Source organism: Paenibacillus glycanilyticus NBRC 16618 (assembly GCF_004000805.1).
Taxonomy (GTDB): Bacteria; Bacillota; Bacilli; order Paenibacillales; family Paenibacillaceae; genus Pristimantibacillus; species Pristimantibacillus glycanilyticus.
Genome location: NZ_BILY01000025.1, coordinates 17,564 through 33,567, shown reverse-complemented (window position 1 = coordinate 33,567; position 16,004 = coordinate 17,564). Strand labels below are relative to the sequence as shown.

Annotated in this window: 12 protein-coding genes and 1 riboswitch; of the genes, 8 read left to right on the top strand and 4 right to left on the bottom strand. The window is 50.6% G+C overall.

The annotated features are described in order from the left end of the window. Window positions 1-112 precede the first annotated feature (112 nt). From PGL01S_RS19340 to PGL01S_RS19325, 4 genes are all read left to right on the top strand, one after another. Complete coding sequence (locus PGL01S_RS19340) at window positions 113-1,483, top strand: spore germination protein (protein WP_127496229.1); 1,371 nt, start codon at window positions 113-115, stop codon at window positions 1,481-1,483. Window positions 1,484-1,513: 30 nt separating this feature from the next. Continuing rightward, window positions 1,514-2,617 carry a GerAB/ArcD/ProY family transporter gene (locus PGL01S_RS19335; protein WP_127496228.1) on the top strand — a complete coding sequence of 368 codons (1,104 nt, stop codon included), beginning with the start codon at window positions 1,514-1,516 and terminating at the stop codon, window positions 2,615-2,617. Then, window positions 2,614-3,714, top strand: coding sequence for a Ger(x)C family spore germination protein (locus PGL01S_RS19330; protein WP_164775520.1), 1,101 nt, complete (start codon window positions 2,614-2,616; stop codon window positions 3,712-3,714). Before PGL01S_RS19335 ends, PGL01S_RS19330 begins: the two co-directional genes overlap by 4 nt. Before the next feature lie 255 nt (window positions 3,715-3,969). After that, a complete protein-coding gene (locus PGL01S_RS19325; protein ID WP_127496226.1) occupies window positions 3,970-6,045 on the top strand; it encodes a choice-of-anchor J domain-containing protein in 2,076 nt (691 codons plus the stop codon). 67 nt (window positions 6,046-6,112) lie between these two features. Here PGL01S_RS19325 and PGL01S_RS19320 read toward each other — a convergent pair whose 3' ends face one another. Continuing rightward, window positions 6,113-6,751, bottom strand: a complete 639-nt coding sequence (locus PGL01S_RS19320; protein WP_127496225.1) for a cyclodeaminase/cyclohydrolase family protein — start codon at window positions 6,749-6,751, stop codon at window positions 6,113-6,115. Beyond that, the gene (locus PGL01S_RS19315) at window positions 6,752-7,606 is read right to left on the bottom strand and encodes a bifunctional 5,10-methylenetetrahydrofolate dehydrogenase/5,10-methenyltetrahydrofolate cyclohydrolase (RefSeq protein WP_127496224.1); all 855 of its coding nucleotides are present in this window, start codon (window positions 7,604-7,606) and stop codon (window positions 6,752-6,754) included. 82 nt (window positions 7,607-7,688) lie between these two features. Continuing rightward, window positions 7,689-7,773: riboswitch (ZMP/ZTP riboswitch) on the bottom strand. 133 nt (window positions 7,774-7,906) lie between these two features. On the opposite strand from PGL01S_RS19315, the gene PGL01S_RS19310 reads away from it, so the two are divergent. Both PGL01S_RS19310 and PGL01S_RS19305 read left to right on the top strand, forming a co-directional pair. Then, entirely contained in the window at window positions 7,907-8,977 is a 1,071-nt protein-coding gene (locus PGL01S_RS19310) for a CapA family protein (protein ID WP_244935658.1), read from the top strand. 72 nt (window positions 8,978-9,049) lie between these two features. Continuing rightward, the gene (locus PGL01S_RS19305; protein ID WP_127496222.1) at window positions 9,050-9,469 is read left to right on the top strand and encodes a hypothetical protein; all 420 of its coding nucleotides are present in this window, start codon (window positions 9,050-9,052) and stop codon (window positions 9,467-9,469) included. Window positions 9,470-9,522: 53 nt separating this feature from the next. Here the strand turns inward: PGL01S_RS19305 and PGL01S_RS19300 are convergent, their stop codons facing one another. Together PGL01S_RS19300 and PGL01S_RS19295 are read right to left on the bottom strand one after the other, a co-directional pair. Then, window positions 9,523-11,301, bottom strand: coding sequence for an ABC transporter ATP-binding protein (locus PGL01S_RS19300; protein ID WP_127496221.1), 1,779 nt, complete (start codon window positions 11,299-11,301; stop codon window positions 9,523-9,525). Further along, on the bottom strand, window positions 11,288-13,063 hold the full coding sequence (locus PGL01S_RS19295; RefSeq protein ID WP_116394162.1) for an ABC transporter ATP-binding protein: 1,776 nt from the start codon (window positions 13,061-13,063) through the stop codon (window positions 11,288-11,290). Before PGL01S_RS19295 ends, PGL01S_RS19300 begins: the two co-directional genes overlap by 14 nt. 249 nt (window positions 13,064-13,312) lie before the next feature. On the opposite strand from PGL01S_RS19295, the gene PGL01S_RS19290 reads away from it, so the two are divergent. Both PGL01S_RS19290 and PGL01S_RS19285 read left to right on the top strand, forming a co-directional pair. Next, window positions 13,313-14,098: an aminoglycoside adenylyltransferase domain-containing protein gene (locus PGL01S_RS19290; protein ID WP_244935656.1), complete on the top strand. Its 786-nt coding sequence runs from the start codon at window positions 13,313-13,315 to the stop codon at window positions 14,096-14,098. Between the two features lie 164 nt (window positions 14,099-14,262). After that, complete coding sequence (locus PGL01S_RS19285) at window positions 14,263-15,789, top strand: family 43 glycosylhydrolase (RefSeq protein WP_127496220.1); 1,527 nt, start codon at window positions 14,263-14,265, stop codon at window positions 15,787-15,789. Window positions 15,790-16,004: the final 215 nt, after the last annotated feature.

Here is a 16,004-nt window from a genome sequence, read left to right as displayed (position 1 = left end):
ACAGCGATAAATAAGGCGTTGAACATCAGATGCTTTTTTTACATGTCTTGGGCTTAACTGGAAACAATACAACAAGGATACTCCATTCATTCAAACAAGGAGGCCAAACTTTATGCGCGATATTCTAGCTTCCATCTACCGTTTGACCGAACAGCCGGATTCGGTGCCATTACTCGGGCTTCTTAACGAAGCCTTCGCGGATTCCAGCGACTACAGGGCATCGCTCATAGGAGCGGTCGAAGGCGAAGAATTGTACTTGTGTTATTTGGATTCTTTGTGCTCGACTGAAAAGCTTGAATTTCTGCTCGGGGATGAGAGCGGCGGGGATTTATCCTTTCGCCTTTCCCGATATAGCGGAGCCGGCTTAATGGAAGGAGAGTTTCAACGCTGCGAAATAGCGGTTTGCAGCGGGTCGGCCGTGTTATGCAAGCAGAGCTCCTCTGCCGGGCTGATCCTGCCTTTAGCGGAAAACCAACAAAGGGGAATCGGATCGCCCGTAACCGAAAATGTTCTTCAAGGCCCGATGAACGCCTTTATCGAAAGCCTGGATGTAAACACCGCTCTCATCAGGCAGCAGATTCATTCGTCAAAGCTGAAAATGTGGGAAACCGTAATTGGTACGGCCAGCCATACGCGTGTTGCCCTGTATTATTATGCGGATGCCATTGACCCCGAATTGTTATCCGATCTGCAGGATCGGATCGCCGAAATTCGGATCGAATCCATCCAGGACAGCGCGCAGTTCCTGCGGATTCTCATGTCCAGAAAACGATTCCATCTATTTCCCTTGGCAATTTCCACGGAAAGACCGGACCGGGTTTCCATGGATCTGCTTAAAGGAAAGGCCATTATTATGATTGACGGCTCTCCGTTTGCTTTGAGCATTCCTTCGGTATACACCGACTTCTGGCATTCTCCAGAAGATAAATACGTCAATCCGTTTGTAACCAATTTCCTTCTTACGCTGCGTTTCCTGGCCATGTTTATCAATTTATTCCTTCCTGCCCTGTACGTAGCGCTTACCTCCATCAACGTGGACGTCAATCGTCTGGAGATCAGCCTGGCAGCTGCCGCAAGCCGCGAGGGCGTGCCTTACCCCGTGTTTGTGGAAACGCTTCTCATGCTGATTATGATCGACTTTATAACGGAAGCGGGCTTGCGGCTGCCCAAGACGGTTAGCTCAACGGTTACGATGGTTGGAGGGGTTGTGCTTGGGCAAGCGATCATTCAGGCAAATATCGTCAGCAATCTGCTTATTATCGTGGTGGCGGCTACCGCCATTACGAATTTTATTGTAATCGACTATCAAATGGGGCTCGTCCAGCGAATTCTGAAATATTTCATTGTAGCGGGAGCTTCCATAGCAGGCTTGCTTGGCATTGTTTTCTGCTTCGCCTGCCTCATTATATACCTTAGTTGCATAGAGACCTTTGGAACGCCGTACCTCACATCCTTGTGGCCAAAAAAGAATAAGGTAACCTAATATTCGCATCGAAAAGGGAAGGATTGTCCTATGAAGCGTCTATCGACTCTCAGCGGCTATGATATGCTTGCCATTCAAATGCTATACAAAGGAGCGGTGGCAGGCTTTATTTACCCTAACTTTATCATTCGCAGCACGGAAGGAGCTTATTGGATTCCAATTGCCGTATGGGCCGCCGGCGCGCTGCTCAGCTCGTGGATTTTCAGCAGGTTATTAGCTCAATTAAACGGAGAGAAGCTTATAGCCGGAATACATGCCTCTATCGGGGGAATCTGGACCTGCGTGATCTGTCTGCCCGTTATCTTTTTTTTGCTGACGGCGCTTGTCGTTATGCTGAGGGCTTATACGGAAGTTATTACGATGACGATGCTTCCGACCACGCCTATCGCTTTTCTTAACGGCATGCTGATTGCTCCGGCCATACTTGCTCTAGCGGGGATGATGCCCATCGTTCGGGCGGCCAGGGTGTTTTTTCTGTTGACGCTGCTATTAACCTTGGTCCTGCTGATTGTTGGTCTGAGCGACGTGCATTGGATAACTGGGGCACCCTGGATTCGCACAAACGGGGATTTTCTATTGGACAAGCGGTTTTATGCGGCTTCGTTCATTTGGATGGGTTTCGTTATCACGTCACTTATCGGACCTCATACGCGGCATTCCGCAAGGCGCAATTGGAAAATGTATTCGGCTGCCCTTTTATGTACGCTTCCTCTAATTATGGGTTATATCTATTTGCCGGTTATGACGTTCGGTAGAGAATTAAGCAAGAGGCTTACCTTCCCGTTTATCTCCAAAATGGATAGTATATCGCATTATTGGATTTTGTTCGAGAATCTTACGGCGATTTTTGTATCGGTGACGATGTTCTATCTGTTTATCGTTATTGCTTTGAAGCTCCATGCCATTGGAGAGATGGTCGCCGTTATAATGCCCCGGGCAAACAAACGATGGATTCATTCAGGCGCATTTCTGGTCGTGTATGCTTCGGCTACTCTCCTAGTCTCCTGGAGAGTAGTGGAGAACATCACGATCTTAACGATCGGTCTAAGGCTCTACGTTATGTTTGTTTTTCCGTTGTTTGGCTTGCTAGCACTGGCTTATGGCCGGAGAGCCGGGAAGGAGGGGGCACTGTGAGCACAAGCGGATATGGAAGGGCAATGATGCTGCTGCTCTGCCTGCCAATCGTTTTTGTTGCGGGATGCTGGGATTCCAAAGATATTGATAATCGCCTAATGCTTGGCGTTATGGGTCTCGAGAAACGCTCCGTCGATTCCCCGCTAAATGTATGGTTCCGGTTTCCGCTTCCCAAGGGAGCGCAGGACGGGACAACGTCCAAGCAAGACTTTTTCACGACGAGCCAGTACGGGCAGACGGTATCTGATGCCATGAATAAAGTAAGGTACAAGCTGCCCAAAGCGCTTGATCCTTCGTCTACCCGGGCGATACTCCTCGATGAGTCCTTGGCCAAGACAGGCGTGGATCCTTATTTGGAGTTTGCGATCAGAGAGCGGTCCGTCCCGCTGGATGCGGTTGTTGCTGTCATCAGGGGAAACATGGAGCGGATATTCACTCACGCAAATCCAACCGGCGAGCTCACGGGGATTTATACGAAGCTCTTTTTCGAAAAGTACGCCGGAGGCATTCCGAGAAAGAACAGAACGATGCTCTGGGAGGTATACGCGAAGCTGTATAACCCCTTGCATTCGAATCTGATTCCTTTGTTAACGGAGGGAAAGCAGAACTCCTATGTGCTGGCAGGCAATGCGATATTCGTCAAAGACAAACTCGTTGGAGAGCTGAATCTGGATGAATCGCTGCTTTACGAGATTTTCACGCACCGGTTTCATGACTCCGAGGTAGAACTGATGAGCAAATCGGATATCCGTATCGTACATAACCATACCCGTGTAAGCACCTCTTTTAAGGATGGCAAGCCGATTATTCGACTGGATACCTCCCTTGTCACTACGCTCATTGACAGCTCTCGCTATCGGAGACAAAATGCTTCGGAGGTTGTCGCCGAGTTTGAAGCGGATCTGAACGCGCATGCCAAATCGATGTTTGAAAAAACGCAGCGGCTTGGAGCGGATGTGTTCGGTTTCGGCGATCGCTTCCGCAGTCGTCTTCAGCCGTCGGAGTACGAGAAATGGCCGGAAATGTTCAAGCATGCGGAGATCAGCTATTCGTTCCGCGTCGATCTGAGAAATACGGGATTGGAGTTTCTCGACTGACGCGTCCTCCGGTAAATAGGAAACCGACCGAATTTGACAAAAGCTAGGGCGTTAGTTATGCGGCACAAGTCTTCCTTACTCTGACATGTATGGTAGCAGCGGCACTTTCGTATATTTTCCTCCTTGTTATGATAGTTGACATAGCGTAAGAATCATCGCAATCAGCCTATACCGGGCTGCTTGTATGATCATTCTTTAAGTTTTGCTTACGCAGCAAGTTTTGCTTCGCAAAACTTTTGAGGAGGAGTGTATGTGGTGAAACGCAATCTTTTTGGTCTGATATCGTCGTTTATTCTGGTTGGCGGTCTTCTGGCGCCGGCTGCGGCAACGGCAGCGCCAACAAAGCAGCAAAGCTATAACGCTAATCCCAGTGTACTGGATGTAGGTTCGAAGCTTAGGGCCGATACTTTGGAAAGCGTCGAAGCCGAGGGACGGCTGGATCTGACAGGCAGCGAGGCTTCCGGGAATCCGGGCTCGTCGTCAGAGGCGGCTGGCTTGACGGAAGCGGATGTGGGCACTGTCAAACCGTGGCTCACGAATAACGATGTGAACGGCCAATATTATTTGACGAATTTTACTCTTCGGGCCGTCGGGAAGAGCGGCGAGGTATGGGTAGCGAACAACCTCAAATTCCCGGATGGCGATCCTCGAAACGGCTCCGTTCAAATTACGGACGAGCAGGTACAATACCTGCTGAACGAATTCGAAACGCGCATTTATCCGAAAGAAGTCGAATACTTTGCACCGCCGGCGGAACGCAAAGGAGAAGAGGGGTATAACGGCTTGTACAAGGATGACAGCGGGCGCGTTGTTATTCTGATCGACAACATTAAGGATCAAAGCTACTATGACCCTAACTATCCGAGCTATATCGCCGGTTATTTCTCCCCGACAATCAGCGATTTTGCCGACCGCAACGTGATGACGATAGACAGCCTGGATTGGCTTAACAGAACCGGACCATCCGCAGCAAAGCCCTATCTCTATGAAGGCGTATTTGCCCATGAGTTTCAGCATTTGCTGCACCGGGATACCGATCCTGCGGAAGAAAGCTTCATCAATGAGGGCTTGTCCGATTTCGCCCAGTACATGGTCGGATACGGCCATTCCACGGACCACGTAAACGAATTTTTATCCAATCTCCGCAACTCGCTTACTTTATGGGGCGATCAGTCCGATCTCCAGATTCTTTCCGATTACGGCAACGCGTATCTGTTCCAGCTGTATCTCTATGATCATTACGGTGAGTCGTTTATTCGAACCTTGTTCCATAACCCTAATACCGGTATTAGCGGTGTGGAAGCTGCGCTGACCGAAGCGGGAATCAATAAGTCATTCGCCGACTTATATGCCGACTACATGACGGCCGTTGTGCTCGACAGCGGTTATAAGGGGGATTCCTCCACCTACAAGTTTAATTCCATTGATCTAGCTCCCGACTTTGCTTCTTCGGTTAAGTCGGACAATGTTACGCCTGCATGGGGAACAGACTTTAAGGTGCTTAAGCCCGACTCCAAAATTGATCATCTCTATTTCCAGGGACTCGACTTCCTGCGCACCAACTGGATACCTGTAGAGGATCCCGAAAGAGGGAAGGTCCTATGGAGCAATCAAGGCGACCAGGCAGACAATTTCCTCATCAGGGAACTCGATCTGACCGGTCAGGCAACACCGGAGCTCAGCTTCGATACCAGCTATAATATCGAGGAGCAATGGGATTTCGGCGTGGTGCAAATCTCAGAAGACGGAGGAAAGACCTGGACCTCGCTGTCCAACGAGGATACGCGCAGCGATCTGGTTGAAGGAGGCTATCCGAAGACGGCCGCGAATCTGCCGGGCTTCACGGGCAGCTCCGAAGGCTGGAAGACGGAGACCTTTGATCTGTCCGCTTATGCCGGCAAGAAGGTGCTGCTTGGATTCCGTTACCTGACGGACTGGGGCTACAACGAAGCAGGCTGGTACTTATCCAATCTGCGGCTGAACGGGACCGTCATTGATCCGATGTCCGATACCTCCGGCTTTAAGAGCCTAGAGCAGACGATTGGCCAATACGTCAATTATCAGGTGGAGTTCATTGGCCTTATGAAAAACTACGACAAGCAGAAGGACAAGGAGCATGGCAACCAGGTTAAGGTTATCCGGGTGCCTGACCCGATCAACATGGCAGAGTCGAGCCGCATTGAGCTTGCCGACATGCTCCACAGCTCCAAGTACGACCGCATCATTATGATGACGACGTATGCCGCGCCTGAAGGCACCGTGAGCAGCGTGCCTTACGATTACGACGTTGTCTTAAAGTCTAACGGGAAAAAAGGCAAGCCGTCTAAATAAACATAGAAGAAGACGCCAGGATTCTCCTGTGCGTCTTCTTTTCGTGCGATAGAATATTCATGTTTTTTTATCCGAGGATGCGATTGCGCGTGATTTGCAGGGAGCTGCTTTTCAGTTCCTGAATCTCGTTCATTAGCGAGGCTACCTTGTCTGAGTAGAGCTGCTTTAGCTCCGCGTCCTTTAACGAGGCTAGATTGATCTCGATCGTCAGCAGTGCAGACTGGGCTGCAGCTTCGAACAAAATCGCTCCAATCCCTAGATCGGAGATGACGTTTTTGTTGGAAGACTCCGCAATGCGACGGGTAAATACCAGACCATCCCGGCACACCTCAATGAGACGCAGAGGAACATCAATCGCTTGAATCGCAGCTTCGTGAAGCGCGTTTTTGCGTATATGTTTCTCTTCATCGGAGCTCTTTGGCAGCTTTAGCGCATCCATGTATCTATTAAAAGAAGAGATGTCCGCCTGGAGCAGCTCTTCGCATTCTGTCGTTAAGCGACGCATCTTCTCTATGACTTCAACAATAGTAGATTGAATATCGGCGAACTTTTCACCTTGAGTCAAGTTACCGACCATCGAAGTCATCGAGGCTGCAAGCGCAGCAATTAATGCGGCTACGCTTCCTCCGCCCGGCGTAGGACTAGCGCTGCCGGCTTGCTCCAGAAAATGACGGATGGAATCATCCCACGAAATCGTTGCAGTCATCTATTTGTCCTCCCCGAGTTGAAGGTCAATAGCCTTCAGCAGATTTTCGTACAGGATAGCCGTCGTTAACGTTCCGACCCCGCCAGGTACGGGGGATACCGCCGCTGCGCTTGATTGAACGCCGATTGCAACATCGCCAATCATTTTACCCTCCGGCGTTTCATTGATTCCGGCATCTATAATGACGAGGTTGGGATGAACCATATCCTGCGTAACGACGCTTGGACGGCCAACCGCGACAAAGGCGATTTCGGCATGGCCTAGATGGGAAGCGATATCCGGCGTGCGCGAATGACAGACCGTTACGGTGGCGTTCTCGCGCTGAAGCATATGGAACAGCGGAAGCCCGACGGTCTGGCCGCGTCCCACGAGCGTTACGTTCTTGCCTTCAAGCGTATAACCGTAATGCTTCAGAAGACGAATGCAGGATTGGGGGGTAGCCGGGTAGAGACCGGTGTCACCCGTTACCGTAGCAAGCTTGTTATCAGGCGTAACTCCGTCCACGTCTTTCAACGGGGAGATCGCCTTCTCAATGGTGCTTGCCGACAGATGCCGGGGCAAGGGCAGCTCCAGCATAATGCCATGAACGGTTGGATCATTGTTTAATCGGTTAACAAGCTGAAGGAGCTCTTCTTCCGCAACTCCTCCCGGGAACGCGTGGAGAGTAAAAGCTACGCCTAGCTTCTCGGCGATTTTTTGCTTGGCCCCGGCATAATAAGCGGATGCGGGATCTCCTTCGACCAGAATGGTCGCCATATGAGGCTGAACCCCAATCCGCTTCCATTCTTCGACCTTCGTTCTTATTTCTTCGTATACCTGATCTGCTGCTTCCTTCGCTTTCAAGAGCTTTGTCATTCCAATCCCTCCATGCCGTTTTGTTCATGAACGAAAAAAAGCACCTGCGGAAGGCTCGCGAAAAACGCGAGTCTGTCCTCAGATACTTTTCCCAGGCGAACGGAACGTCCAAGCCGTATGCTCCCTCGTGGTTGATTCCACTTTTTTCGCCAGTCGCATACAACGTTATTTTTCTTACTGTATCAAAAGTTTGAACAAAAGAAAAGCCATTCGCCTCTAGTAATCTATTTCTTCCTCCCAGCATACACATTAGTAGTCTTGGCCGGAAGATACATAGATTCCATGGAGGGTACGATGCGAATGACCGTGCTTAAATATGTAATGGCTTTGCTTCTTTTTCTGGGCTTTAATCTGGAGGCGGCGGGCAATGTAACGGCAATAGCTTCTTCTGCTTCTGCAGCGGCTTCGGCAAAGCCGACTGCCGCGGAGGACAAGCCGATCGAGATCAGCTTTGCGGGGGATATTTTGCTGGATGGGAAGGTTGCGGCGAACATGGATAAGTATGGCGTGAATTACCCGTTTGAAAAGGTACGCGGGCTATTATCCGGCTCGGACATCAGCTTCGCCAATCTGGAGACTCCGATCTCGACACGCGGGCAAAAGGCGATCAAGACGTACACTTTCCGCTCCGCTCCCAAAACGCTGCAAGCGATCGTAAACTCCGGAATCGACGGAGTATCCGTTGCGAATAACCACACGCTGGACTACGGCGTGGACGCGCTGACCGACACGATAGATTATCTGGACCAATACAAGATTGGCCATACCGGCGCCGGCAGCAATATCGACGAGGCGTTTACCGCCTACTCCAAGAAGGTCAATGGGAAGAAGGTAGCGATCGTTGGCATAAGCCGGGTGCTCTCGGGTCCAAGCTGGTATGCGGGGGATAACAAGGCGGGTATCGCCTCGGGTTACGATTTTGAGACGATGATGCGTTACGTTAAGAACGCCGTTAAATATTCGGACATAACGGTTATCTATATTCACTGGAATAACGAATACCAGGATTACCCGGAGGACTATGCGAGAACGTATGCGAAAGCTTTTATCGACGCGGGGGTAGATGCCGTAATCGGCAGCCACAGCCATTGCTTGCAGGGGATTGAGACGTACAAGGGCAAACCGATCTTCTATTCCCTCGGCAACTTTGTGTTCACCCCAACGCAGCGTTCAAATAAAGCGTACGACTCCATGATTGCTACTTTAACGTTCGACGGGGATAAGGTGAGCAGCAAAATCACGCCGGTAAAAATCGATAACACAAGACCGATTCTGAGGGAGCAGGCTTATAACGAAACGACATACTCGAAGCTGAACAAGATTTCATTCAACGTGAAGGTTAACGAGGATGGAACGGTATCGGCAAAATAACGGCAAGAAGAGGGATTAGAAGCCCCCTGGCGAATTATTGTCCGACGGACAAAAATGCCAGGGGGTTATAATTTGAGAATCGGTAAGTCCAAATCCAAATACAGATTTTGGATCTTTTTAGCCTTGTTCATTATGACGGTTGTTGTCATTAATGTCGCGTCCAAATATGCCGATGGAACCAATGTAGCCGTCTCGACCGTAAAAACCGAGATTAACGGAAAGCTGAGCTTGAAGATCGGCTCGCTGAAAGGGACTTACAAGGTAGACGATTTCTCCGTCGCGGAAGCGGGTTCGGTAAGCATCCCGTATGAGGCGTCCTCGGAGGAGGGAACGTTTATCCTCAAGGTCAGCCATGATGACGAGACCGTCTGGGAGAAAACAGTAGCCTCCAAGGAGACTGGCAGCATTGATTTTGAAGCAGTACAAGAGCGCTACCAAATCACGGTCGAAACCGAATCGGCGAAAAAGCTTCTTATCAAGTTATCGCGATAATAGAAAAGGCCCCCGATCCATTCCGATCGGGGGCCTTGCTTTGCGTTGCGTTGTTACATGGCTTCCATCTTCTGAGCCGTGTACAGCTTGTAGTACCGGCCGCGCTGGGCCATCAGTTCGTCATGCGAGCCGGCTTCGGCGATGCCTTTGTCGGCTACGTACATAATCCGGTCGCAGTTCTTAACCGTGGACAGACGGTGCGCGATAATAAACGAAGTCCGTCCCTTAAGCAACTCGTTCAGACCCTTCTGCAGCAGGCGCTCGGTCTGGGCATCAATCGACGAAGTCGCTTCGTCGAGAATGAGGATGCGCGGATTCGCGAGCAGCGTGCGGGCGAACGAGATCAGCTGGCGCTGGCCTTGGGAAAGCTTCGAACCGCGTTCGTTCACCTCGGTCATATAGCCATGCTCGAATTCTCGGATGAAATCGTCCGCGCATACGGTTTTGGCCGCGGCGATAATCTCTTCTTCCGTCGCGTCCAGCTTGCCGTAGCGGATATTGTCCATAATCGTGCCCGAGAAGATAAAGCTGTCTTGAAGCATAATGCCCATCTGGCTGCGGAGCGACTTGAGCGTCACGTCCGCAATGTCATTCCCGTCGATCAGAATCCGGCCGTCGGTGACATTGTAGAAGCGCGAGATCAGATTGACGACGGTTGTTTTGCCCGCGCCGGTAGGACCTACAAGCGCGATGCTTTCGCCGGCCTTTACGTCAAACTTCAGGTTCTGAAGGACGTTGACGCCAGGATCGTAAGCAAAGGTCACGTCGTCGAAGGTAACCCGGCCTTTGATAGCCGGCAGCTCGCGCGCGTTAGGCACATCGCTGACCGTAACCGGTTCGTCGAGCGTCTCGAAGATCCGTTCCAGATAAGCGACAGCGTTGATAAAGCTGTTATACAAGTTGGAAATGTTAAGGATCGGCTGCCAGAAGCGCGCCGCGTAGCTGCTCATCGCCAGAATGACGCCAAAGGTGACTTCCGCCGGGCTTAACGCCAGGAGACCTACAAAATAAATGGACGTCGTTACGAGCGTCGTCAGGTTATCCACCGAGAACGGCACAAGGAAGTTGAAGTACATGGCTCTCATCCACACGCTGCGATAGTTGACCGACAAGCGGGTGAAGGTGCCTTCGTTATGTTTTTCCCGGGTAAAGATTTGCGTAACGCGAATGCCGCTGATGCTCTCCTGCAGATACGCGTTCATATTGGAGCTCTTATTCGATACCGCCTGCCATGCGCGGCGCTGCTTCGTCTTGATCAGCAGCATGATGCCGATAAAGATCGGCAGGCCGCCCAAGATAAGTAGCGACAATCTGGCGTCAACCGCGAACATAAACGCCGCGATAAAGATCAGGTTGAGAATCTCCAGAATCAAGTTGATGATACCGTTGGACAACACATCGGATACCGAGTTGACGTAGTTGACAACGCGGATCAGAATTTTGCCTTGCGGTCGGTCGTCGTAATATTGGAACGGCAGCTCCTGCAAGTGTTTGAACAGATCGGAGCGGATATCAAAGATAATATCCTGTCCGACGCGGGTCATAATGCGGGAGCGGATCGTCGCCAGAATAACGCTGACCACAATGGTGCCGAGCATTAACAGCGACAGCCAGACAAGTCCGCCTTTATCCTTGGCCGGAATCGTAACGTCAACCACATGCTGCATGATCAGAGGCGCGGAGAGCGCGATACCCGCTGACAGGGCGCTCAGCACGAAGGCGATAATCATCGGCTTCTTCTGGCGCTTGATATAGACGAGAGCACGCTTGAAGTGCTTGATGTTAAAGGGCGACTCCAGATTCTCGTCGATGTCGAATTTATTCCTTGCCATGAGCTGTCACCTCTCTCTCGATGCCTTCGTTCTGCAGCATAAATACTCCGTAATAATACCCGCGTTTTGCGAGTAGCTCGGCGTGAGTTCCTTCTTCAATAACGCGGCCGTTCTCCAAAATGAGGATCCGGTCGGCTTGCGACGTTGTCGACACGCGCTGCGCAATAATAATTTTGGTGCAGGAGAATTCCAGCTCCTTCAGGCTCCGCTGAATATGCTCTTCCGTCTCGTTGTCGACGGCCGAGGTGGTATCGTCCAGAATGAGAATCGGAGGCTGCACGGCCATCGCGCGCGCCAAAGCGATACGCTGCTTTTGACCGCCCGACAGACCCACCCCGCGTTCGCCTACGACCGTATCGTAGCCTTCCGGCATTTTGCGGATAAAGTCATGGGCTGCGGCAAGCTTCGCGAACTTCGTGACTTCCTCCTCCGGCATATCCGGATTGCCGTAAGCGATATTGCCGTCAATCGTATCGGAGAAGAGCAGGACGTCCTGCGTCGCTACCCCGATATTGCCGCGAAGCTCATCCAGCTCAAGCTTGCGGACATCCTTGCCGTCCACGAGAACGCGGCCCTTCGTGACATCGTAGAAGCGCGGAATCATATTGATCAGCGTTGTTTTGCCGGAGCCCGTGGCGCCCATGATGGCAACGGTTTCGCCAGGAGCAATTTTAAAGCTGATATTTTCGAGCACCGTAGCGCTGTCGTATTTGAAGCTGACGTTATCGAATTCGATGCTGCCCTTATAGCGGTGCTTCACAACCGGGTTGTGCTCATTGACGATTTGAGGCTGGGCGTAGTACACATCGATGATTTTGGTAAGGCTGGCGAAAAACCGCTGAATATCGTTAATAATAATGCCAATGTTGCGCATCGGGTTGGATAGACCCCAGATGAGCGCGGAGAAAGCGGAGAACTCGCCAAAGGTAATCCGGCCGTCCATCACGAGCAGGCCGCCCGCAATCATGAGAATAACGTTAAAGGCCTGGGACAAGGTCTCCAGATAAGGGAAATAATCAAGCCATACCAAGGCGGCCTTCTTGTTGGCCGTCGAGTAATTGACATTCTTCTCGGTGAACTTCCGAATCTCGAACTCCTCGCGCGCGAAGGCCTTGACGACCCGGTTGCCCGCGATATTTTCCTGCGTTGTTGTATTCAGCTGCGACAGGCGCTCCCGGAGATCCACATACATCGGGCGTACGCGTCTGGCGAAGATAAAAGCGACGATTAGGATTGGCGGCGACAGGATAAGCAGCCATAACGTAAGCGAGACGTCGATAAAGAAGAAGTAGACAACCGCTGCCAAGAAGATCGTAAGAGACTCGATAATCGTCTTGATAATCCACGCGAGCGAGTGGCGCACCATCTCGAGATCGCCCGTCATCTTGGTCATCAGATCCCCGGTACGGTTGCGGTCATAGTACTGCATGTCTTGGCCTTGAATTTTGTTGTACAGGTAAATCCTTACGCGGAACAGCATGTTTTGCGATGCGCGTTCGTAAAGCAGGGTAGTGAAGTAAGCGAGTCCCGTGCGAAGCAGGGAGAAGCCGATCATGCCAAAGCATAAGCCGATCAGCAGGGATCGTTCATCGGTCAGGTTTTTTACGGCATTGTCGCTTGCGATGAAGGTGTCGACAATGCGTTGACCAATGTACGGGTTGATAATCGTGAGCGATGAGCCAATCACGGACAGACATAGGGCAATTATGTACCTTGCCCGATCACCATTCAGATTGTGCCAAAGCCACTTGAATTGAAACATGTGATCACCGATTTCTGTGTTAGTGTAAATGCTTTATTGGTAAAAAACTATGGAGATTATATCACAAATAAACCATTATCCAACGGGTTTTTATAAGTTTAGCTGAATAAAAATAAAAGGCCCAAGGACTGTCTCAATCTTGAAGGAAGTATGTCTGAATATTGGAGTTTGCGATCTTGGCCGTAGACATAGGATTTTATTTTGGATAATAATGGGGGAGTGATTGTAATTCAGGGGGAGGTCGTATATTTGAAGGGGGACATGGCGGATATCGATGCTTTTTTGGAAAAGGCGGTTAGCATCTTCCGGTCGATATTATCAGACAATTTAACAGGTATCTATGTGCACGGTTCATTGGCTATGGGCTGTTTCAACCCGCAGAAAAGCGATATCGATCTTATCCTTGTCGTAAAGAATAAGCTCTCGAAGGAAGAGCTGCAGCTGATGACGCGGCATATTTTGCTTCTGGATCATGACTTGACCGGCAGCAATGGGATAGAGCTAAGCATAATATTGGAGTCTTACGCAAAGGAGTTTGCGTACCCGACCCCATTCGAATACCACTACTCGGAGTCTCATCGCGAGCGTTATCAATCGGAACCCGGCTACCTTTGCGGAGGATTCGAAGACCCGGATCTAGCCGCGCATCTTACGGTTATTTATTACAGGGGCAGGACTTTATGGGGCGTTCCGATCCCTGAACTATTCAAGCCCGTTGAGAGCATCCATTATATACAATCCATTCTTGGGGATATAAGCGAAGCATCCAAAGGGATAATTGATTTGCCGGTGTATTATTCCTTAAATCTATGCAGGGTTTTGCTCTACTTGCGGGAAGGCGAAGTGTCCTCCAAGCAAGAGGGAGGGGAATGGGGACTAAGGGTATTGCCGAGCAAGTATCATGCCATTTTGAGGGCCTGCTTGAATGACTACATGGGACAAGGAAACCTGCTGGAGCGGAATGAGAGGCAACTCATTGAATTTGCCGATTATATGCAGGCTGAAATAAAGAAGGCAGCGAAAGGAAGCGGATGAGAGCCGCTTCTTTTTTGTTATGCAAACGTAGGTTAATCAAGATAATCGTAACTTCTTCGTCTGTTTTTCCTTTTGTAAGCGCTATAAAATGAACATCGATAAACGCGGAAAGGAGGAATAGAAGGAGGATTAAGGACCAATACCGTAAAGAGAGGATGCTGAAAATGAGGATTCAGTTGAAGTGGCTGTCAGCCATGCAAAGCCTGGTTCTGTTCGCTGCGCTGGTGCTGGCCTTTGCTCTGCCGCAGACGGCGCACGCTGCAAGCCAGACAATTAACAATGACGTATTCTGGAAGGACACCTCGGGCAATCCCATCTACTCGCAAGGCGGCAATATTTTAAAGGTTGGCAGCACGTATTACTGGTATGGCGTCAAATATAACGGTGCGGTAACCTACTATAATAATCCGACGTCCAAGAACAGCGATACCAGCTTTGCGGCTGTCACCTGTTATTCGTCTACGGACCTCGTGAACTGGACCTTCCAGGGCAATGTCATTACGGGGGCAACGGACGGTTCCACCTGGGATGCCGATTGGCTGGGTCGTCTTGGCGTCGTGTATAACACAAATACGCAGAAATATGTCCTGATTACGCAATATTCGGGACCGGCAGGCAGCGGGATTGCGTTTGCAACCAGCAGCACCCCGACGGGGACTTTCGCCTTCAATCATATCCAGTCGACAATTACGAATGTCGTGAACAATATGTCAGGCGACCAATCTACTTTTATCGACGACAACGGGAAGGCTTATCTCGTATTCAGTAACGCCAGCGGCAGATCGCATCTGTATGTGTCCGAGCTTCGGGCATCCGATTACTTGAACGTGGAACCGGCAGTTAACGTTTATAACAGCAGCGCAGGCGGCCGCGAGGGGAATGCAATGTTCAAGTATAACGGCGTCTATTATTTATGCTCTTCCGACCTGCACGGCTGGAACGCTTCCCATACTTATTGCATTACTTCAACCAATATTACCGGTACTTACTCGAGTGAGTTTGTGATGAACGGAACGGATGCCGACTTCTCGCATGTGTCCCAGACCTCGATGTTTATTCCCGTGCAAGGCACTTCGCAGACGACCATTCTCTTTGGCGGCGACCGCTGGAGCGACTTCGCGGGCAACGGCATCGGCTATAACCAATGGATGCCGATCTCATTCAGCGGAACGACTCCTACGCTGAATTCCCTCAGCCAGTTCAATCTGGATGCGGCAGCGGGAACGTGGAGCGTAGGAAGCGGCAATAACTATGTCATGAATCCAAGCTATGAGGCCGACCGGGTATCGCAGATCGACCTGGCGGGCTGGAGTACGTGGTTTAACACGGCCGCGGATCCTAACTCGAATATTGAAGGCGGCGCGCATTCGGGAAGATGGTCGGGTAACCAATACGCAGCAACAGCCTACAGCGCAAGCCGCTACCAGAATATAACCGGTCTTCCGAATGGAACGTATACCTTGAAGGTATGGGTGAAGAGCAGCGGCGGGCAATCCACGGCGCAAATTTACGTGAAGAACTATGGAGGCTCTGAGCTGGATGCGGCTATCAACACCTCTATTAGCAGCTGGACGCAAATCACGATCCCCAATATCCAGGTAACAAGCGGCAAGGCGCAGATTGGTCTATACTCGGTAGCTAACGCGGGCAATTGGGTCAGAGTAGACGATTGGTCGCTGGTCAAAAACTAATCGTAACCACAGTGGGCAGCAAGTCAGGGAAGCTTTTCCCGGGCTTGCTGCTTTTTTTGTCTCTATTAAAATGTACGGCAAAAATGTACGGCAAAAGTGAACGGCTTCAATAATCAAAGGTAATCGTAGGTTTTTCCCGTATGCAGGCCGTGGACTACCTTCTATAATGGAAAGACGAAAGTCGTGTCTACAGCAAGCCCATACACATCGCCATT

Bases quoted from the DNA above. Each gene is read 5' to 3' on its own strand.
- PGL01S_RS19315 (WP_127496224.1), bottom strand. From the start codon at position 7,606: ATGACAAAGCTCTTGAAAGCGAAGGAAGCAGCAGATCAGGTATACGAA.
- PGL01S_RS19340 (WP_127496229.1), top strand. From the start codon at position 113: ATGCGCGATATTCTAGCTTCCATCTACCGTTTGACCGAACAGCCGGAT.
- PGL01S_RS19285 (WP_127496220.1), top strand. From the start codon at position 14,263: ATGAGGATTCAGTTGAAGTGGCTGTCAGCCATGCAAAGCCTGGTTCTG.
- PGL01S_RS19295 (WP_116394162.1), bottom strand. From the start codon at position 13,063: ATGTTTCAATTCAAGTGGCTTTGGCACAATCTGAATGGTGATCGGGCA.
- PGL01S_RS19310 (WP_244935658.1), top strand. From the start codon at position 7,907: ATGACCGTGCTTAAATATGTAATGGCTTTGCTTCTTTTTCTGGGCTTT.
- PGL01S_RS19335 (WP_127496228.1), top strand. From the start codon at position 1,514: ATGAAGCGTCTATCGACTCTCAGCGGCTATGATATGCTTGCCATTCAA.
- PGL01S_RS19320 (WP_127496225.1), bottom strand. From the start codon at position 6,751: ATGACTGCAACGATTTCGTGGGATGATTCCATCCGTCATTTTCTGGAG.
- PGL01S_RS19300 (WP_127496221.1), bottom strand. From the start codon at position 11,301: ATGGCAAGGAATAAATTCGACATCGACGAGAATCTGGAGTCGCCCTTT.